The following is a 13,218-nucleotide window of genomic DNA, read 5'->3' as shown; positions in this document are numbered from 1 at the left end:
AAAGATAAAAAATGTCCATCCAATGGTTCCCGGGGCACATGACCCAGGCCCGCAAGAAGGCCGGCGAGACGCTGGCCGTGGCCGACGTCGTTGTCGAAGTCCTCGACGCCCGCCTGCCGCAGGCGAGCAGCAATCCGATGATCCACGAGCTGCGCGTCTTCCGTCAGCGTCCGTGCCTCAAGCTGCTCAACAAGGCCGATCTGGCCGATCCCGAAGCCACCAAAGCCTGGCTCGCTTATTTTGACGCCCAGCCAGGCGTCAAGGCCGTCGCCATTTCGTGCAAGAAAGCCAGCGACGTGGCGCGCATCCCCGGGCTGGCCCAGAAGCTGGCGCCGCACCGCAACGACGCCGTCAAGCCGCTGCGCCTGATGATCATGGGCATCCCCAACGTCGGCAAATCGACGCTCATGAACGCCCTGGTCAAGAAAAAAGTCGCCGCCGTCGGCGACCAGCCGGCCGTCACCAAGACCCAGCAGCGCATCGACATCAGCAACCGGCTGACCCTCTACGACACCCCGGGTATGCTCTGGCCGAAGATCGACCACCCCATCGACGGCCTCATGCTCGCCGCCAGCCACGCCGTCGGCATCAATGCCTACATCGACGAAGAAGTCGGCACCTGGCTCGCCAATTACCTGCTCGAGGTCTACCCCAAGCTGCTCATGGCGCGCTACGGCTTTGCCACTGAAGGCATGGATGCCGTCGGCGTCATCGAAGCCATCGCCAAAAAGCGCGGCTGCGTGATCAAGGGGCGGGGCGGCGAACTGGACATGGAAAGAGCCGCCGCCATCCTGATCCTCGACTACCGCTCCGGCGCCCTCGGCCGCATCAGCCTGGAAACGCCAGCGCTGCGCGCATCCCGGCAAGCCGAGTTGAAGGCCGCGGGCAAACTGCCAGTGAATCCGGATCTTGCGGTCGACGACGGAAAAGCCTGATTTTCAATTTATTTGCCGCTGCAAGACGCTCTCTATTGCAGCCTCTCAGCGGATTTGTATATAATCCGCGCCCTGTCAGCCGCACGGCCGACAGCACCGTTCCTCGATAGCTCAGTTGGTAGAGCGCCGGACTGTTAATCCGTAGGTCCCTGGTTCGAGCCCAGGTCGGGGAGCCAAGAATACACAAAAAAAGGCACTTCTCAGGAAGTGCCTTTTTTTCGTTCGTGGCAGCCAATGCGCTCCCGTTGTTTATGCTATCGATGTATGGCCAGTTCATTGCGGCTGGCAATGCAAAGCAATAGACTGGCACTTTTCCATGTATCCATAACCCCCCGTGTTACTTGGACGGGGAGCAATTTACTTAAATGGCGGAGATAGCTAAGCTATTTGTTTTTCGCCGGGATTATCAATAACGTACGGCGAATGTGGTTGCTCAACAAAGGAATCGATTAAATGGCATCAGTATATTTAGAGAGTATAGAAATTAATGGCTATCGGTCTTGTGCCGGAACTAAGTTTCAACCACATTCCTCTCTCAGTGGCCTAATCGGTATCAACGGTTCTGGAAAAACTAATATTCTTAGCGCATTACGATTATTGAATCCTTTTGAATACCTTGATGGAAGAAGCTATCGCTCGATCCAAGAGGATTCACAAATTCCAGAAACAAATATCTACGCTACTTTCCTTACAGGCAAGCGCCGAATATATTTCTCATTGTCGCTAAAAATAGCTTCCGTCCGAGGTGAGGAAGAAGTTGTGAGTGCAATAGAAAAATGGAACTTTCGTGAATTCGGAAGGGAGGATGCTTGGATTGAAATCCCTGTATTCGCGACATTTGATAAAAAACATATTAGTCAAGTTATGCAGCATTGGTATATTTCAGGCGATCTGAGACGAAAAACAAATGCATCGTCAAGTAATATGGAAGAGATATTGAATGACAAGACGATATCTCGAAGCCTGCGATTGGTTTCTGAATATAGAAGAAATATAAAGTACTACAGTGCTTCCCAGTTTACTGACCCGTCTAGATGCCCTAGTAGTTTTGAATTAGATGCTTCCGGTAGGCTGGAGACAAATTATTCGAACAGATCCTCTCAGCATCTGCGCTTTTTGTTCGATCTTTACAATTTAAAAAAGAAAAATATCGAACTCTATAAAGAGTACGAAGAGTATGTTTCCACTAGGATGCTTGGACTCGTCAGCAGGATTTCTTGGAAGCCAGTTAAATTGAGTTCAAATACTGTCGAAATGAAAACCGGTGGAACAATAAAGAAGGTAAGGCAATACAAGACCCTAGTTATACCAAAAGTTCAAATCGGCTCATCGCATATCACATTTAATCAGCTGTCCGAAGGAACTTTCAAGACGCTTGCCTTGATTTTCTACATTATGACCGAAGATGCATCTTGTTTCTTAATTGAAGAACCGGAAGTTTGCATACATCATGGGTTGCTTAGAAGAATACTTGGGATCATGAAATCCCATTCTAGAATTCGACAGGTTGTTTTTACCACTCATTCGGACTTGGTATTGGATACTATCGATAAGGAAAATGTTTTTGTCGTCGATATGAAGCGTTCTATAACACGCGTTAATCAACTCGCAGATTGGGCGGGTAAGGACGGTATGGCAGCCTTGGATGCTTATCTAGAGGAGTCTGGGACATTGGGTGAATATTGGCGAACCGGGGGATTAACTTCGTGAGCAAAATTCATATAGGCGTGATTGCAGAGGACGTTAGTGATGTTGATGTCTTGAAGGAACTTGCACGTAAAGTTAGCGGCCGAAATTTTTCGGTATCCCAACACTTTGGTAAAGGATGTGGACCATTAAAATCCAAGACACCAGGATGGTGTAAGGCTCTTAAGGCAAAGGGTTGTAGCGCTGTTGTTCTTGTTCACGATCGGGATAAGAAAAATTCTCAGAAACTTCGTGAAGAGTTACAAGTAATCATGAAAAGTACTGTAATAAGTAATGGATATGTAACTATTCCCGCAGAGGAGTTAGAGGCATGGTTGCTCTCTGATCCTTCTGCCATACAGCGCGCTTTGAAGCTTGAAAAAGAGCCCAAAATAGATAACTTTCCAGAAACTATCAACTCTCCGAAGGAACATCTGGCTGACCTTGTTACATTGAACTCAAAAAACAGGGTAAAGATATATTGTAATACCGAGCATAACTCATTGATTGCGAAGGAAATCTCAATCGATAAAATTGATATCAAATGTCCGTCATTTAAATATTTTCGTGAATTTGTTGAGCTTGAAATTGGTAAGAAGAAAGCCTGATCAGACATCACGGTTTTGAGATTTACATTGGCACGATGTTTATAGTACGACAATAGGGGACAGACCACGGTTTTACTCAGGTCTGGTTGCTTTGGCTTTGCCATCGCCTCAACCCCATTTCAATTTTGGCCATTTTTTCCGGTTGACCGTAACCTTCAGCCGGAGGTCATCGTTCTTATGGCTCTCCAGGGATGGCTTTGCCAAGTTCGGCATCCCAAACCTTCTCGTGAACCCAGCCGCCCAAGGTATCCCGCATTTCTGGTGGTAACCGACTTGCACCCTTGAGGATCAAGTTTCCCAGAAGGTCTTCCCGTTCGTTGACGGCGTCGGCGGCGAGCATCGCGGACCCCGGGTTGTCTGCCAGGAGTACTTCCAGTAGTTGCTTAGCCTGGCGTATGTCCTTATCGGATTTTGTTTTCTCACCTACCGGGCGCAGCTGGGAAACGGCCAGTTTGTGAAGTGCGAACCTCGCTGGGTCCGGCACTTTTACCGGGATTCCCGCGCCGTTGAGGACTACGGCGTCCTGAGTTTGGTTGAGAAGGTAGTCCATGTAAGGAAGCGGCATTGCGTGAACAGAGAAGCGCTCAATGAGTACGGGTGTTCGCTCTGTCGCAGCGTTTTGTGCGGTCAAGAATTCGACCTTGAAGCCGTCGGGGGCGATCAGGTTGAAGGGGGGAGCGCTTGGTAGCAGTTGTGGCGGCCACTTGAGGGCCGGCTCGGCTAGCCGAAGATCGTCGGGTATTGAGCGCTGGAGGCCGATATCGAGTTCCCGCTCCAGGGAAAAGTCCATGTCGCTTGTTCGCATCAGGGCCGAGCCGAAGGAGACTCCCAGCATGTTCCCGTAGCAAGCGAAGGCAAAGGAACCAACGAGGACGCCGCCGGCGTCAAACAGGCCCGCCTGGCTCATCCGTGACAACAGTTTTGCGGGGCGCCCTGGCTCCAGATGGGCACCACCTACGCCCAACATGGCGACGAGTCGTTTGCGGGCGTCGCTCAAGCCTGCGGCATCTGACTGCGTTGTCCGCCACTGGTCAATTTTTGCCAGCAATTCGTCGGATTCCCTGCCCAGCGAGATTTGCCGCCGTTGCCCGTCGACCTGAGGTGTCTGGTAATACCAGTAAATCCCTCCGTTGACGGTTTTCTTGGTGAACGCTCCACCCGGAGGCAGTCGGCCCGAATCTCCGCAGGCCCGGTCCTTGAGGTCGGCATACAAGGTGGCGCAGGTTTCAGAAAGTCGTTTCATGGCGAAATTATACTCACATAATTTATAAGTGAGTATAAACCCTTGCGCTACCCGATTTCATTTTTGGCCATTTTTCCCGGTTGACCGTGGCAAGTCGGATGCCGGGTTATGGGACGGTTCCCGGTTCTTCGCCGGGTTGGCGCCAACCGCTCCAGTGCTCGAACTGGCGCACCTTTGCGGTCGACGGCCAGGCTTGGCAAGTTTTCGCGGCCTTGTAGCAGGCGATGGTTTGCGTTGCCGGGGTGATTTGACAAAATTTCCCGATCGGGAATGTTTTGGTTCGTAACCGCACTCTCACACGGAAATTTCCCGATCGGGAAACATTGCTTGCCCCATCCTTCGTTCTGGCCGATAATTTCCCGAACGGGAAATAAGGTTGGTGATGAGCTCCATACGAACTACAGGACAACTCGGTGATGCACTGCGTGCCGCACGCAAGCAACTGGGCCTTACGCAGCCCCAGTTGGCTTTGGCGGCGGGGGTTGGTGTGCGCTTCATCGTCGATCTGGAAGCTGGTAAGCCCACCCTCCGGCTGGAAAACGTGCTGCGCGTGATCGACGCCTTGGGTGGGGAGCTCCAGCTCATTGGCTTGCCATCGGCAGCCCCCGAAGATCAGCGCGAGGGCAACGATCATGGTGCATGAGCTGGAGGTCTGGTTGTTCACTGACCGGGTTGGCACCCTGACGCTGACCGAGGGCCGGCTGAATTTTCGTTACAGCCCTGATTGGCTCTCCCGGCCAGCCGCGTTGACATTGTCCTGCTCGCTGCCGCTGCAAGCAGAACCGTTCGACGATTATCACGCCAGGCCCTTCTTTGCAGGCTTGTTGCCAGAGGGGCAACTGCGCCGCCTCATTGCGCAGCAATTTCAGGTGTCGAGTCAGAATGATTTTGCGCTGCTGGATCATATCGGTGGGGAATGTGCCGGGGCCGTGAGCTTGCTGGAGCCAGGGCAGGGGGCGTCCGGTCCTGAATCGAGGGGCGACGTTCAGTGGCTTAGTGACGAGGAGGTCGTCGCCATTCTCGATGAACTGCTGTATCGGCCGATGTTGGCTGGCAAGGATGGCTTGCGGCTTTCGTTGGCCGGCGCTCAGGACAAGCTGCCGGTGGTTTTCGATGGCGCGCGGCTGGGGCTGCCCAGGAATGGCACGCCCAGCTCTCACATTTTGAAGCCTGCCATCCGCGGTCTGGATGACACGGTGACCAATGAAGGGTTCTGCCTGGCGCTGGCTGAGGCCATGCAGCTCAAACCGGCCAAGTCACAGGTGCATTTCGTGTCGGGCCGACAGTTGTTGTTGGTCGAGCGCTATGACCGGGTTGTCGATGCACAAGGCAATCGGCAGCGCCTGCACCAGGAGGACTTTTGCCAAGCGCTGGGCGTGGTTCCGGAAATGAAATACCAGAACGAAGGTGGTCCGGATCTGGCGCAGTGTTTCGACTTGGTCAGGCGCGTCACGCGCCCCAGCGCACCTCAGGTTCTGCGCTTGCTCGACTACGTGATCTTCAACGCCTTGATCGGCAATCACGATGCTCACGCCAAGAATTTTTCGCTCCTGTATGGGGGCAGAGCTCCCGTGCTGGCGCCGTGCTACGACCTGCTGTCGACGGCGGTCTATCCGACCCTGACGCCCAGGATGGCGATGAAAATCGGCAGCAAGTACAAGTTCAGCGAAGTCCAGGCACGGCACTGGGACCAGTTCGCTGAAACAGTCGGGCTTGGCAAGGCGCAGGCCAGAAAGCGCATTCTTGCCTTGGCAAAGTCGCTGCCGCCGACAGCGCGTGAACTCCAGTCCAAGCCTGGGCATGGCTTTGCTTGCCATGCCGTGATTGAGCAAATCGTAACGTTGATCGAGCAACGCTGTGCTCTGACAGTAAGAAGGCTCAGCGCGTCTGCCGCTGACATGGACGACGAGACCGAGCCGTCGGTATAAGCCACGGTACATTTGCGATAACCGGCTAGCAGCGTCGCCCGGGGGCCGCAGGCTGGCCGCCTCAACCTCATTTCAATTTTGGCCGTTTTTTCCGGTTGACCGTGGCAATAAGGCTTAGCTACGGCGCTAATGCCATTCGGTTAAGCAAATGCCTCGTTAAATTGTCGTTCCCGCGAAAGCGGGAACCCAGCAAATGCAAGACATCTGGATTCCCGCTTTCGCGGGAATGACGCTTAACTGAACTGCATTACAGCTACGGCGTCGTCTGATTCAGCACTTCCCAGATCCGCCAGTGCCCGCAGGCCGAGCGGGCGCGGCGTTCGGAGTTGTCCCAGCCGCCGCCGAGGCAGAGGCCTTCCGCGGTTTCGGCTTCGATAATGACGGTTCCCGGCTCTTCACCGGGTTGGCGCCAACCGCGCCAGTGCTCGCAACTGGCGCACCTTTTGCGGTCGACGGCGTGGTTCAGCAAGTTTTCGCGGCCTTGCACGAGGCGATGGTTTGCGTTGCCGGGACGACCGGGCCGCCGGCGCCGATCCAGCCTTTGATGCCGCTCTTGACGTTGTAAACAGTGGTGTAGCCGGCCTGTTGCGAGAGGAACTGGCTGACGGCCTTGGTCCGGTTGCCGGTGCGGCAGATGACGATGACCGGCTCGTTCGGCTTGGCGAAGGGTTTGACCTTTTCGAGCCAGCCGGCGGCGTCGGCGCGGCCTTTTTCGTCGAAGAAGGTGAGCAGTTTGCTGCCGCCGACGATGCCGGTTTCTTCCCATTCCGATTGCAGGCGAATATCGACGACGGGGACGCCGCTTTGGCGCAGTTTGTCGAGCTGGGCGTTGTCGATGTCGATGACTTCGGCGTGGGCGAAGCTGGTGGCGGCGATCAGGCAGGCTAGGAGCAGGTGGCGCATGGCAATCTCGTGTATTAGAAAACGCTGATTATATGGGGCGCTTTACTGCTTTTGCTGGCGCTTCATCATTTCGCGTACTTGCGGATCGTTCATCATTTCCTGCATGTTGAATTTCTGCATGCCGGGCATGACGACGTCGCCCGGTTTTTGGCCGGCCTTGCAGGGGCCGAGCCAGCGGGCTTCCTGAACCATCTTCATCTCCTTCATGCCGTGCTGCGGCGGATCGTAGCGAACCACCATGTCGTTGCGGTAGGCCGAGTCGAAATCGCCGGTGATGACCGAATCGCTGGTGCTGGTCACACCCTCGTGTTTGCAGACGGAATGAATGGTCATCTTGCCGGCGCCGCGACTGACATCCATGACCGGACAACTGACCTTTTCCTTGGCGCGTTCCTGCATCACGTTATCGCTGGCCTGATCGACGCACATCTGCATCGGACCTTGTGCGGGCATGCCAGCCATCTGGGTCTTTGTTTCCCACAGGCCGGATTTGCGGCGCGGGGCATCGGCGGCGGCCTGAACGGCGAAGAGGCTGGCGAGCAACAGGGGAAGGATGCGCAGTGGGCTCATGACGGAATCTCCTGAAAATTGGCTAGGGAAGCGCTGATCAATTCGGATTTGTCATTCCCGCGAAAGATTCAACGTACTGGATCCCCGCTTTTGCGGGGATGACGAATTGTTCAGCGTTCCCCTGATGATAATCGTAGTCTGCTTTGGACAAGGCGTCATGGGATAATCCGCGCTTTTTACGGGAACCGGCATGGCGCTCAAATCCACCATTTTCAAGGCCGAATTGCAGCTCGCCGACCTCGACCGTTCGCATTTCGGCGACTACACGCTGACCATTGCCAGACACCCTTCGGAAACCGACGAGCGAATGATGGTCCGCCTGCTGGCCTTCGCGCTGAATGCGTCGGAGACGCTGACTTTCGGGCGCGGCCTGTCGGCGACCGAGGATGAGGCGGATCTGCAGGAGCTTGACCCGACGGGCAGCGTCGAGCGCTGGATCGACGTCGGGCTGCCAGACGAAAAGGCGATTCGCCGGGCCTGCAACCGCTCGCGGCATGTCATGGTGCTCAGTTATGGCGGGCGGTCGGCGGAAATCTGGTGGCAGCAGACTCAGGGCAAGGTCTCGGGGCAGAAGAATCTGCGCGTGCTGTCCTTGAGCGTCGAGGAGGGCAAGGCGCTGGCTGCGCTGGCGGCACGCGGCATGCGCCTGCAATGCACGATTCAGGATGGCGTGATCTGGTTGGGCGGCGATCAGGAACATGTCGAGCTGGCACCGAGAGTTCTCTTCGATAGCGAATCGGCATAGAATCCGAAGACGTTTTTCAGGCTCCGAGCAACTTTCTTGAGAGGTGACTATGGCTGCTAATGATGAAGACGAATCAACCGCGGTAATTGTCGGGGTGTTGGCCGGGATCGTGCTGGCCATTGTGGCTGTGGTTTTTGGAGCCAGTGCCGGCAAGAACGTTCAGGCGACAACGAAGCCGGTTGCCGAGCAGGGCGAGATTGCCCCGGTTGGCGAGCCGCTGGCCAAGGTCTATTTCGCCATTGGCGCCGCCAAGTTGAAGGACGCCGACAAGGATATTGCCGCCAGGACGCTGGAGGCGCTCAGAGCAAACGAGCAGGCCATCGTGCTGCTTTCCGGTTTTCACGATCCATCCGGTGATCCGGCCCAAAATGCCCAACTGGCCAAGCACCGCGCTGAGACGGTGCGTGATGCGCTGGTCGCTGGCGGCGTTGCTGCCGAGCGGATCAAGTTCCGCAAGCCGGAATCGACGCTGGGTACGGGCAGCCCGGAAGAGGGCCGGCGGGTCGAAATCCGCGTCCAGTAAGGGTTTTATGCTGGCGCAGAGCGAGCCTGAACGGCTCGCTTTTTTGTTTACAGAATGACGGTGATTTCCTCGCGCCGAACCAGATCGCGTTCCATCTGCAGGCCGTCCATATCGAGCGCGTCGTGTGCCGCCAGCAAGCCGACTGGATGGCCGGCCTCATCAACGACGGGAATGTGCCGGAAGCCGCCTTCGTACATGATGTGCAGCGCATGCCCGAAAGGCTTGTCGAGGCCGACAGTCTGGAGATTTCGGGTCATGATGGTGCTGACTGCGGTATTGGCCGGGTCGCAGTTGTTGGCGACCACACGAAAGACGATGTCACGTTCGGTACAGATACCCGCGAGAACGCCTTTATCTACGATGAGAATTGCCGATGAATGCCATTCCTTCATGATGATCGCGGCTTCACGCACGGTGGTGCCGGTGACAGTGGTGGGGAATGGCCGTCCTTTAATGACTTCACTAACCAGGCGGTTTGGCATGATGGATCCTTTCGCTTCGGGTTGAGTAAGTTGCTGCCTTGACTTAGGACATGGGGTTGTTTCCTAAGTTCGCCGCCGGCAATGCTCAATGCAAAAAGAATGGTGGCCGGTGTCCGGAGAGGGGCGGCTGCCTTCGGCTTAGCGCTTGATCAGCGTCCAGACAAATTCGGCGCCGGCCGAAAGAAGGTCGATGGCATCGATGATGCCGGCGTTTTCCGGCTCCTGCATGCGTTTCTGGCGCGATTTTTCCCGTTCGCGCATCACGATGGCGTCGCCGAGCGCTTCGACATCGCGCGTCGTCCGGCGCACTTCGGCGTGCTGGTAGCGGGTGAGCGCCTGTTCGACGGCGGACGGGTCAAGGATGGTGATCGGCGCCCGGCAGTGGCCACAGGCGTGGTCCCGGCGGATATCGACCGGGGCGCCGCAGCCCATGCAGCGGACGATGCCGACCTTGGCCGACAGTTCGTCGATTTCGGCAGGGTTGAGCTGGCGGACGAAGCCCTTTTCGATCATGAACTGGGCGAAGGTGGTGAAACGGCCGTGTTTTTGCAGGCAGCGGTGGTAGTTGAACTTGCCGCCGTGTTTGGCGACATCGAGGCCGTGCAGTAATTTTTCACTGCAGCGCGGGCATTTCAGCGGGTCGCGCAGGGGCGTGCGTTGGTCGTCGTGGTGTTCATGCAGCAGTTCGAACAGTTTGATGGTGCCGCCAGGGGTGATCTGCACGCTTTCAAACTCGTCGAACCAGATGCCCTGGCAGTTGAAACAGAGGTCAAGGACGACAGTGCCATGCAACAGGCGCTCGAAGGTCTTCTTGACCATCGGCTGCTGGCAGGAGGGGCAGGGCGTGGGTTTCATGGTGATCGGGGACCGGGCAACAGGCGAGACTATAGCCGGGCTTTGGGCGTACTGGCGCGCCTTCCTGTATCAGCATCCGCTAAAATTCTGGCTCGACCCTATTTCCGGATGTGCCATGAAGATCGCTGATCCCGCGCAGACTGCGCTGTGCAATGAAATCAAACTGTTGCTCGAAGAATTGCCGCTCGATGGCGCGTGCGTCCTCGAACTCGGCTGCGGCAAGGCAGAAAAGACGCGGGTTCTGGCGGAAACCGGGCGGCCGAGAGAAATTATCGCCCTCGAAGTCGACACCATCCAGCATGCGCGCAATCTGGAAATCACCGATTTGCCGACGGTGCGCTTCAGCCACGGTGGTGCCGAGGCGATTCCGGTCGACGATGCCAGCGTCGACGTCGTGCTGATGTTCAAGTCGCTGCACCATGTGCCGGTGGCCGACATGGATCGCGCCCTGGCCGAGATTGCCCGCGTGCTGAAGCCGGGCGGCCTGGCTTGGATTTCCGAACCGGTCTTTGCCGGTGATCTGAACGAGGTTTTTCGCTTGTTCCACAACGAGCAACTGGTCCGCGAGGCGGCCTTCGCGGCGATCTGCAAGGCGGTGGATTCAGGCAGCCTGCAACTCGAAAAGCAGATGTTCTTCAACACCCGCAGCTATTTCGAGAGTTTTGCCCAGTTCGATAGCCGGATGATCCAGGTTACGCACACCGATCACCGGCTGGCCCCGGAACTCTACCGGCAAGTGCAGGAAAAGTTCGAGTCCTTCATGGGGCCGGACGGCGCCACCTTCCTCAATCCGCAGCGCGTCGATCTGCTCCGCAAGCCGGGCTGATCAGCCGGGGCGAGTGATCAGGCGGCGGGGCGGATGCTGCCGAGGTTGAGCGTCACGCCCTTCTTCATCTTGCCGACGACGTGCATTTCGCAGGCCTTGCAGTCGAATTTGAGGATCAGCTTTTCGTTGCCGTTGATCAGCGTCATCGGGTCCGGCTTGAGGTGCTTCACTTCCTTCGGGCACAGGTTGAAGCTGTAGCGCAGGCAATGGCGCGTGATCATGAGCGAGACCATGCCCTTTTCGTTGCCGGCCTCGTAGGCTTCCTCGATCAGTTTGACGCCGTGTTTTTCGTAGAACTGGCGGGCCTTGGCGTTGAAGACGTTGCCGAGGTAGGTCAGTTCTTCCTGCGGGTAGGGCACCGGGTTGGCGGCCGGCGTGGCGCGCGGCGGGCGCGGGTGGCTGGCGATGCGGGCGGCGTCGAGTTGTTCGGTGGCTTCGCGGCGCAGGGCGTTGATGGCGCTGACCGGCATGAACCAGGGCTGGCTGAGTTTGAGTTCGACCGGCTCGGCGACGAACATCGTGTTGCCGAATTTGCCGAGGTTTTCGGTGAGCTTGGCCATCGCCGGCTCGGGGTTCTGGGCCAGTTGCCATTCCGATTTTGGCCCGTTTTTCCGGTTGACCGTAACATTCACGCCATCTTCGTCGGTCAGGGTCAGCGCAAAGCCGTCTTCGGTTTCGACCAGCGCTGGCTTGACCGAAATGCGGCGGTCGGCCGATTCCTTTTCCAGCGAACGCTCGAATTCCTGGTCACGGTTGCGGAAGAGGCTGGCGCCTTCGGTCAGTTCTTCAGGCATTTCGGCCGGGAACAGGGTTTTGCCGTCGGCGCGGTTGATGCGCATACCGACGACTTCGCCGTGGGCGTCGTAGAAACAGACGCCATCGCCGTTGTTGAAGGGCTTTTCGGCATTGACGGTGAAAGAGCCGTCGCCGATTTCGACAACCTCGCCGATCAGTTCACCGACAAAAGCCGGCGAATCGAAGGCGCCGATGTCGTCCTGGCGGTCGTTGGCGAAATAATCGGTGTAGCCGCGGTTGAAGGTCTTGTCCGGTTGCGGCGTGAAGGTGTACGTGCTGCGGCCGCTTGAGGCGCGGGTGAATTCGGGATTGTTGGCGATGATTTCGTCGAGCAGGCCGCGGTAGTGCGCGGTGATGTTCTTGACGTAGCTGAGGTCTTTGAGCCGCCCCTCGATCTTGAAGGAGCAGACGCCGGCGCGGGCCAGATCGAGCATGTTGGCGGTCTGGTTGTTGTCCTTCATCGAGAGTAGATGCTGGTTCTCGGTGATCGTCTTGCCCTTGTCGTCGACCAGCGTGTAGGGCAGGCGGCAGGCCTGCGAACACTCGCCACGATTGGCGCTGCGCCCGGTGTGGGCCTGACTGATGTAACACTGGCCGCTGAACGCAACGCACAGCGCGCCATGAACAAAATATTCCAATGAAACATTGGTTTGCGAAGCAATCTTGATAATTTCGTTTAAGCTGCATTCGCGCGCCAGAACGACCTGCGAGAAGCCGACGTCTTCGAGAAACCTCACCTTGTCGGCGTTGCGATTATCGGTCTGCGTGCTGGCGTGGAGCTGGATGGGCGGCAGGTCGAGTTCGAGCAGGCCCATGTCCTGGATGATCAGCGCATCGGCCCCGGCTTCGTAAAGTTGCCAGGCGAGCTGGCGGCTGTCTTCGAGCTCGTCGTCGCGCAGGATGGTATTGAGCGCGACGAAGACCCTGGCGCGGTAGCGATGGGCGAAATCGCACAGGCGTCGTATTTCCGCGACGTCGTTGCCGGCGCCGTAACGAGCGCCGAAAGCCGGGCCGCCGATGTAGACGGCGTCGGCCCCGTGCTTGATGGCTTCGATGCCGAAATCGGCGTTCTTGGCCGGCGCCAGGAGTTCGAGAGGGTGTTGAATTCGAGTCATGGCG

The 13,218-nt window shown here is 56.9% G+C and carries 15 protein-coding genes and 1 tRNA gene; 9 read left to right on the top strand and 7 right to left on the bottom strand.

The features are described 5' to 3' along the window. Positions 1 to 11 precede the first annotated feature (11 nt). From ylqF to KI613_RS11905, 4 genes are all read left to right on the top strand, one after another. Positions 12 to 935: a ribosome biogenesis GTPase YlqF gene (ylqF, locus tag KI613_RS11920; protein ID WP_226399691.1), complete on the top strand. Its 924-nt coding sequence runs from the start codon at positions 12 to 14 to the stop codon at positions 933 to 935. A 100-nt stretch (positions 936 to 1,035) separates the two neighbouring features. Beyond that, positions 1,036 to 1,111 (top strand) — tRNA-Asn (locus tag KI613_RS11915). A 277-nt stretch (positions 1,112 to 1,388) separates the two neighbouring features. Beyond that, a complete protein-coding gene (locus KI613_RS11910; protein ID WP_226399689.1) occupies positions 1,389 to 2,645 on the top strand; it encodes an AAA family ATPase in 1,257 nt (418 codons plus the stop codon). Continuing rightward, positions 2,642 to 3,229 (top strand): DUF4276 family protein, encoded by a 588-nt coding sequence (locus tag KI613_RS11905; RefSeq protein ID WP_226399687.1) that lies wholly within the window; start codon positions 2,642 to 2,644, stop codon positions 3,227 to 3,229. Before KI613_RS11910 ends, KI613_RS11905 begins: the two co-directional genes overlap by 4 nt. Positions 3,230 to 3,404: 175 nt before the next feature. Here KI613_RS11905 and KI613_RS11900 read toward each other — a convergent pair whose 3' ends face one another. Next, positions 3,405 to 4,472, bottom strand: coding sequence for a GSU2403 family nucleotidyltransferase fold protein (locus KI613_RS11900; protein WP_226399685.1), 1,068 nt, complete (start codon positions 4,470 to 4,472; stop codon positions 3,405 to 3,407). A 382-nt stretch (positions 4,473 to 4,854) separates the two neighbouring features. Between KI613_RS11900 and KI613_RS21410 the strand changes: the two genes are divergently transcribed. Both KI613_RS21410 and KI613_RS11890 read left to right on the top strand, forming a co-directional pair. Continuing rightward, complete coding sequence (locus KI613_RS21410; RefSeq protein WP_226405742.1) at positions 4,855 to 5,115, top strand: helix-turn-helix transcriptional regulator; 261 nt, start codon at positions 4,855 to 4,857, stop codon at positions 5,113 to 5,115. Continuing rightward, positions 5,105 to 6,400 carry a type II toxin-antitoxin system HipA family toxin gene (locus KI613_RS11890; RefSeq protein ID WP_226399683.1) on the top strand — a complete coding sequence of 432 codons (1,296 nt, stop codon included), beginning with the start codon at positions 5,105 to 5,107 and terminating at the stop codon, positions 6,398 to 6,400. The genes KI613_RS21410 and KI613_RS11890 overlap by 11 nt, the downstream gene beginning before the upstream one ends. 253 nt (positions 6,401 to 6,653) lie before the next feature. On the opposite strand, the gene KI613_RS11885 is transcribed toward KI613_RS11890, so the two are convergent. Genes KI613_RS11885 through KI613_RS11875 form a run of 3 tightly spaced genes read right to left on the bottom strand, consistent with a single transcriptional unit; the run spans position 6,654 to position 7,873 of the window. Then, positions 6,654 to 6,869, bottom strand: coding sequence for a hypothetical protein (locus KI613_RS11885; protein WP_226399681.1), 216 nt, complete (start codon positions 6,867 to 6,869; stop codon positions 6,654 to 6,656). Next, positions 6,863 to 7,303 carry a rhodanese-like domain-containing protein gene (locus KI613_RS11880; protein ID WP_226399679.1) on the bottom strand — a complete coding sequence of 147 codons (441 nt, stop codon included), beginning with the start codon at positions 7,301 to 7,303 and terminating at the stop codon, positions 6,863 to 6,865. The genes KI613_RS11885 and KI613_RS11880 overlap by 7 nt, the downstream gene beginning before the upstream one ends. A gap of 42 nt (positions 7,304 to 7,345) precedes the next feature. Then, on the bottom strand, positions 7,346 to 7,873 hold the full coding sequence (locus tag KI613_RS11875) for a DUF3617 domain-containing protein (protein WP_226399677.1): 528 nt from the start codon (positions 7,871 to 7,873) through the stop codon (positions 7,346 to 7,348). 190 nt (positions 7,874 to 8,063) lie between these two features. On the opposite strand from KI613_RS11875, the gene KI613_RS11870 reads away from it, so the two are divergent. Together KI613_RS11870 and KI613_RS11865 are read left to right on the top strand one after the other, a co-directional pair. Next, complete coding sequence (locus KI613_RS11870; RefSeq protein ID WP_226399675.1) at positions 8,064 to 8,618, top strand: YaeQ family protein; 555 nt, start codon at positions 8,064 to 8,066, stop codon at positions 8,616 to 8,618. 49 nt (positions 8,619 to 8,667) lie between these two features. After that, positions 8,668 to 9,141, top strand: coding sequence for an OmpA family protein (locus KI613_RS11865; RefSeq protein WP_226399673.1), 474 nt, complete (start codon positions 8,668 to 8,670; stop codon positions 9,139 to 9,141). Positions 9,142 to 9,188: 47 nt separating this feature from the next. Here the strand turns inward: KI613_RS11865 and KI613_RS11860 are convergent, their stop codons facing one another. After that, positions 9,189 to 9,623 (bottom strand): CBS domain-containing protein, encoded by a 435-nt coding sequence (locus KI613_RS11860; protein ID WP_226399671.1) that lies wholly within the window; start codon positions 9,621 to 9,623, stop codon positions 9,189 to 9,191. A gap of 138 nt (positions 9,624 to 9,761) precedes the next feature. Then, positions 9,762 to 10,478 (bottom strand): zf-TFIIB domain-containing protein, encoded by a 717-nt coding sequence (locus KI613_RS11855; protein ID WP_226399669.1) that lies wholly within the window; start codon positions 10,476 to 10,478, stop codon positions 9,762 to 9,764. A gap of 115 nt (positions 10,479 to 10,593) precedes the next feature. On the opposite strand from KI613_RS11855, the gene KI613_RS11850 reads away from it, so the two are divergent. Next, positions 10,594 to 11,304 (top strand): class I SAM-dependent methyltransferase, encoded by a 711-nt coding sequence (locus tag KI613_RS11850; protein ID WP_226399667.1) that lies wholly within the window; start codon positions 10,594 to 10,596, stop codon positions 11,302 to 11,304. 17 nt (positions 11,305 to 11,321) lie between these two features. Here the strand turns inward: KI613_RS11850 and KI613_RS11845 are convergent, their stop codons facing one another. Then, entirely contained in the window at positions 11,322 to 13,214 is a 1,893-nt protein-coding gene (locus tag KI613_RS11845) for a peptidase U32 family protein (protein WP_226399665.1), read from the bottom strand. Between the last annotated feature and the right edge of the window lie 4 nt (positions 13,215 to 13,218).

It is taken from the genome of Ferribacterium limneticum (assembly GCF_020510585.1).
GTDB lineage: Bacteria > Pseudomonadota > Gammaproteobacteria > Burkholderiales > Rhodocyclaceae > Azonexus.
Note: the sequence above shows the minus strand (reverse complement) of the source record. Positions and strands in the feature narration are given on the sequence as shown.